Source organism: Streptomyces soli (assembly GCF_003999195.1).
Classification (GTDB): Bacteria; Actinomycetota; Actinomycetes; order Streptomycetales; family Streptomycetaceae; genus Actinacidiphila; species Actinacidiphila soli.
The window spans coordinates 1-4,808 of record NZ_RJVR01000261.1 but is presented as its reverse complement, the minus strand read 5'-3'; the positions used below and the strand labels follow the sequence as shown (position 1 = coordinate 4,808).

The 4,808-nt window shown below is 68.9% G+C and carries 5 protein-coding genes; 4 read left to right on the top strand and 1 reads right to left on the bottom strand.

Annotated elements, in window-relative coordinates; all coding sequences use genetic code 11:
• The 3 genes from sucB to EFK10_RS27730 form a co-directional block, all read left to right on the top strand.
• Positions 1-1,096, top strand: a 1,096-nt coding sequence (gene sucB, locus EFK10_RS27740) for a 2-oxoglutarate dehydrogenase, E2 component, dihydrolipoamide succinyltransferase (RefSeq protein WP_127358404.1), incomplete at its 5' end; no start/stop codon positions are given.
• A gap of 267 nt (positions 1,097-1,363) precedes the next feature.
• Positions 1,364-2,347 (top strand): helix-turn-helix transcriptional regulator, encoded by a 984-nt coding sequence (locus EFK10_RS27735; protein ID WP_127358403.1) that lies wholly within the window; start codon positions 1,364-1,366, stop codon positions 2,345-2,347.
• Positions 2,348-2,413: 66 nt separating this feature from the next.
• Positions 2,414-2,935: a DUF4240 domain-containing protein gene (locus EFK10_RS27730; RefSeq protein WP_127358402.1), complete on the top strand. Its 522-nt coding sequence runs from the start codon at positions 2,414-2,416 to the stop codon at positions 2,933-2,935.
• A gap of 88 nt (positions 2,936-3,023) precedes the next feature.
• On the opposite strand, the gene tnpA is transcribed toward EFK10_RS27730, so the two are convergent.
• Positions 3,024-3,452 (bottom strand): IS200/IS605 family transposase, encoded by a 429-nt coding sequence (tnpA, locus tag EFK10_RS27725; RefSeq protein WP_127358401.1) that lies wholly within the window; start codon positions 3,450-3,452, stop codon positions 3,024-3,026.
• 50 nt (positions 3,453-3,502) lie between these two features.
• Between tnpA and EFK10_RS27720 the strand changes: the two genes are divergently transcribed.
• Positions 3,503-4,636, top strand: a complete 1,134-nt coding sequence (locus EFK10_RS27720; RefSeq protein WP_127358405.1) for an RNA-guided endonuclease InsQ/TnpB family protein — start codon at positions 3,503-3,505, stop codon at positions 4,634-4,636.
• The last annotated feature ends 172 nt before the right edge of the window (positions 4,637-4,808 follow it).

Here is a 4,808-nt window from a genome sequence, read left to right as displayed (position 1 = left end):
TGCTCCGGCTCCGGTTCCCGTTCAGCAGGCCCCGGCTCCGGTCGCTCCTCCGGCTCCCGCGCCCGCCCCGGCCCCGGTGGCTCCGGCCCCCGCGCCCGCCCCCGTCGCCGCTCCGGCTCCGGTGACCCCGGCTCCGGCCCCGGCCGTCGGTGGCGGTGGCGGTGGCGGTGACGAGGGTGCGTACGTGACCCCGCTGGTCCGTAAGCTCGCCGTCGAGAACGGTGTCGACCTCGCCACGGTCAAGGGCACCGGCGTCGGCGGTCGTATCCGCAAGCAGGACGTCATCGCCGCCGCCGAGGCGGCCAGGGCCGCCGCCGCCGCGAGCACCCAGGCCGCTCCGGCCAAGGCCGCTGCCGCGCCTGCCGCCGTGTCGCCGCTGCGCGGCCAGACGGTGAAGATGTCCCGCATCCGCAAGGTCATCGCGGAAAACATGATGAAGGCGCTGCACAGCCAGGCGCAGCTGTCCTCCGTGGTCGAGGTGGACGTCACCAAGATCATGAAGCTTCGGGCCCGTGCCAAGGAGTCCTTCCTGGCCACCGAGGGCGTCAAGCTCTCCCCGATGCCGTTCTTCGTGAAGGCCGCCGCCGAGGCGCTGAAGGCCCACCCGTCGATCAACGCCAAGATCAACGACGACGGCACCATCACCTACCACGACACCGAGAACATCGGCATCGCGGTGGACTCGGAGCAGGGCCTCATGGTCCCGGTCATCAAGGGCGCGGGCGACCTCAACATCGCCGGCATCGCCAAGAAGACCGCCGAGCTGGCCGGCAAGGTCCGCAACAAGAAGATCAGCCCGGACGACCTCTCCGGCGGCACGTTCACGATCAGCAACACCGGCTCGCGCGGTGCGTTGTTCGACACGATCATCGTGAACTACCCGCAGGTCGCCGAGCTCGGCATCGGCGCCACGGTCCGCCGCCCGGTGGTCATCAACCATCCGGACCTCGGCGAGACCATCGCGATCCGCGACATGGTCTACCTGACCCTGTCGTACGACCACCAGCTGGTCGACGGCGCGGACGCGGCGCGGTACCTGTCCGACGTCAAGGCGCGTCTGGAAGCCGGCGAGTTCGAGGGCGACCTCGGGCTGTAAGCCGTACGGCACGCACAACGGCGGTGGCCCGGTCCCTTGCTCAAGGGGCCGGGCCACCGCCTTTTGTCGTCCCGGGTCACAGAAGAATCACGGCCCGCGTTGAACACACCTGCCACAGCGGACGTATTGGAGGGGGCACGGCCATGCATCGCCCGTGAGGGGCCAGACGGGCGCGACCAGTATTTCGGCGCTCTGAGGCCTCTTCGTCCTGTTCGGTGCGTATCGTTCCCGTACGGAGCGAGGGAACGACACGCACCTGGAGGTCTCATGCGCGCGGCACGCCTCATTCACCTGGTGCTGCTCCTGCAGACGCGTGGCTCGATGACCGCGTCCGAACTGGCGGCCACCCTGGAGGTGTCCGAGCGCACCGTCGGCCGCGATGTGCTCGCGCTCTCCGAGGCCGGCGTGCCGGTCTACGCCGAGCGCGGGCGGGCCGGCGGCTACCGCCTCGTGGACGGCTACCGCACCCGGCTGACCGGCCTGGGCCGCGACGAGGCCGAGGCGCTGTTCCTGTCCGGCGTGCCGGCCGCCCTGCGCGCCATGGGGCTGCACGACGCCGGCTCCGCCGCCCGGCTCAAGGTCTCGGCGGCCCTGCTCCCCGAGCTGCGCGACGCCTCCGACTCCGTCGCCCAGCGCTTCCACCTCGACGCCCCGGGCTGGTGGCAGGAGCCCGACACCCCGAAGCTGCTGCCGCCGGTCGCGGAGGCGGTCTGGGGCGATCTGCGGCTGCGCCTCACCTACCGGCGTGACGACGGCGCGGTGGAGCGGGAGTTGGAGCCGTACGGGCTCGTGCTGAAGGCCGGCGTCTGGTATCTGGTCGCCCTGGTGGAGGGCAGGCTGCGCGTGTACCGGCTGGACCGGGCCGTCGCGGTCGAGGTGTCCGGCGAACACTTCCGGCGCGACCCCGAAGTAGACCTCGCCGCCTTCTGGACACGGCACGCGGCGGAGTTCGCCCGCTCCATCCTGCGGGAGGAGGTCATGGTCCGGCTCTCGAGCAGGGGCGCGCGCCGGCTTCCCTACGTCACCGACAGCGCGGCCGCCCGTGACGCCCTCGCGGCGGCCGGCGCGCCGGACGTGCTCGGCCGGGTGATCGTGACCCTGCCGGTGGAGGGGCGGGATGTCGCCTATGAACAGCTTCTCGCGCTGGGCCCGGAGGTGGAGGTGCTGGGCCCGGCCGATCTGAGGGAACGTTTCGTCTTCGCCGCGGAACGGCTCGCGGCGCTCTACGCTTCGGGGCGGGTGCCCGCGTAACGACACGGGTGCATATGGGCCGCTCCGCGTGCGGGCGGCCGTGGCAAGCCGGATGCTGGAGCGGTGATGGACGAGACGGAGTTCTGGGAGATCATCGACGCGACGCGGGAAGCCGCGGACGGTGATGCGGAGGAGCACGCCGACCTGCTGGTCGAGCGCCTGACGCAACTCGATCCCGACTCGGTGGTCGACTTCGCCCGCCACTTCGAGAACCGCTTCCACCGCGCCTACCGCTGGGACGTGTGGGGCGCCGCCGACATCATGCTCGGCGGCGCGAGCGACGACGCCTTCGACTTCTTCCGGTGCTGGCTGATCGGGCAGGGCCGCCACGTCTTCGAGGGCGCGCTGCACGAGCCCGACGCCCTCGCCTCGCTGATCGACGAGTTCGACCCCGAGGTGGACGGCGACTCGGAGGATCTCGGCTACGCGGCTGACGAGGCGTACGAAGCCCTCACGGGCGTACGCCTCCCGGACCTGGCGCTCTCCGACCCGCCGACCGAGCCCGAGGGCACGTACTTCGACTTCGAGGACTCGGACGGCATGGCCGACCGCTTCCCCAAACTCTGGTCCCGCTTCAGCGGGATCTAGCGAGGAACCCCGGGCGTTCACGCCCGGGAGGAATCGCTTCTCAAGATTGCTCTGACCCGCGCGGGCGCACGGGTCTGCGCTGTTGGCCTCAGCCGGGGCGTTTCTGGTTCTCGATGTACTCCTTGATGACCGATAGCGGGGCTCCTCCGCAGGAGGCGGCAAAGTACGAGGGCGACCAGAAGTGGTCTCCCCACAGGTACTGGCGGATGTGGCCCGGGAACTCCTTGCGCAGCAAGCGGGCGGAGACGCCTTTGAGGGAGCCGACGAGCCGCGACAGGGCGACCTTCGGCGGGTAGTGCACAAGGAGGTGGACGTGGTCGCGTTCGCCGTTGAACTCGACCAGTTCGGTTTCGAAGTCCGCGCACACGGCGCGCATGACTTCCTCGCAGCGTCGAAGGATCTCGTCGGTGAACGGTCCGCGCCGGTATTTGGGTGTGAAGACCAAGTGGGCGTGGAGGGTGTAGATGACTGTGCGGCCCCTGCGGATGTTGGGGTTCGGTTCCCAGCGTGGTGACATAGATCAATGGTACGTTTCTGCCTGTGAAGATCGTGACGCAGGTAAAGCTGATGCCGGAGGCCGACCAGGCCGCCACACTGTCGGCGACCCTGCACACGGTCAACGACTGTGCGAACTGGGTATCCGCCGTGGCGTTCGAGCACGGTGTGCCGCGCGAGTACGAACTGCGCAAGCACACCTACGCCGAACTCAAGGCACGCGGGCTGGGAGCCCAGGCCGCGCAGCACACCATCAAGAAGGTCCGCGACGCCTACACCACGTTGAAGGCGAACATCCGCGCCGGGAACCTCGGCAGGCCGGGATCCAAGCGCCGGACCCGGGCGGAGTCCAAACCGGTCGCCTTCCGCCCCGAGGCAGCTCACCCGTTTGACGACCGGTGTCTGTCCTGGCAGCTGGACGAGCAGACCGTCAGCATCTGGACCACCGCCGGGCGCTTGAAGAACCTCCGCTTCGCCTGCTCCGCCGACGCGCTCAAGACCCTGCGGGAGCAGCGCAAAGGCGAGTCCGACCTGATCGAACGCGACGGCGTGTTCTACCTGATCGCCGTCTGCGACGTTCCCGAAGCCCCGGTCAACGACAGTCCTGACGGCTTCATCGGCGTTGACCTCGGCATCGTCAACATCGCCACCACGTCCACCGGCTACCGAGCCGCCGGGCGCGGCCTGAACCGCCACCGGAAACGACAGCTCGATCTGCGGAAGAAGCTCCAGGCCAAGGGCACCAAGTCCGCGAAGCGCCTCCTGAAGAAGCGTTCCCGCAAGGAAGCCCGGCACACCGTCAACGTCAACCACATCGTCTCCAAGACCATCGTCACCACCGCTGAACGCACCGGCTCCGGTATCGCCTTGGAAGACCTCACGGGCATCCGGAGCCGGGTACGGCTCCGGAAGGACCAGCGGTCCCAACTGCACTCGTGGAGCTTCCACCAGCTGGCCTCCTTCGTGGAGTACAAGGCGAAGCGGGGCGGAGTGCCGCTGGTGTACGTCGATCCGGCGTACACCAGTCAGCAATGCTTCGAGTGCGGACACATCGACCGGAAGAACCGCGTCAATCAAGCGACGTTCGCGTGCCGGTCCTGCGGGACCCTCATGCATGCGGACGACAATGCGTCCCACAAAATCGCCCGCAAGGGCGAGATCGTATGGACTGCGGGGCGTGAGTCACGCGTCCCAGCCACCCCATAGGTGGATTGGACGGAGGAGCCCACCCAGCAGCCAGCTGGGCGCTACCTCCAAGCCCGGTCCTTTAGGGCCGGGTCAGTTGAGTACGCCGGACATGTCCGGTCGCTAAGGGGTGGAAGTCCCCCACGAGGAGAGGTGAGACTAACTCGCTAGCCAAAGGCAAGGGCGTCACCGC

Bases quoted from the DNA above. Each gene is read 5' to 3' on its own strand.
- EFK10_RS27735 (WP_127358403.1), top strand. From the start codon at position 1,364: ATGCGCGCGGCACGCCTCATTCACCTGGTGCTGCTCCTGCAGACGCGT.
- EFK10_RS27730 (WP_127358402.1), top strand. From the start codon at position 2,414: ATGGACGAGACGGAGTTCTGGGAGATCATCGACGCGACGCGGGAAGCC.
- tnpA (WP_127358401.1), bottom strand. From the start codon at position 3,452: ATGTCACCACGCTGGGAACCGAACCCCAACATCCGCAGGGGCCGCACA.
- EFK10_RS27720 (WP_127358405.1), top strand. From the start codon at position 3,503: ATGCCGGAGGCCGACCAGGCCGCCACACTGTCGGCGACCCTGCACACG.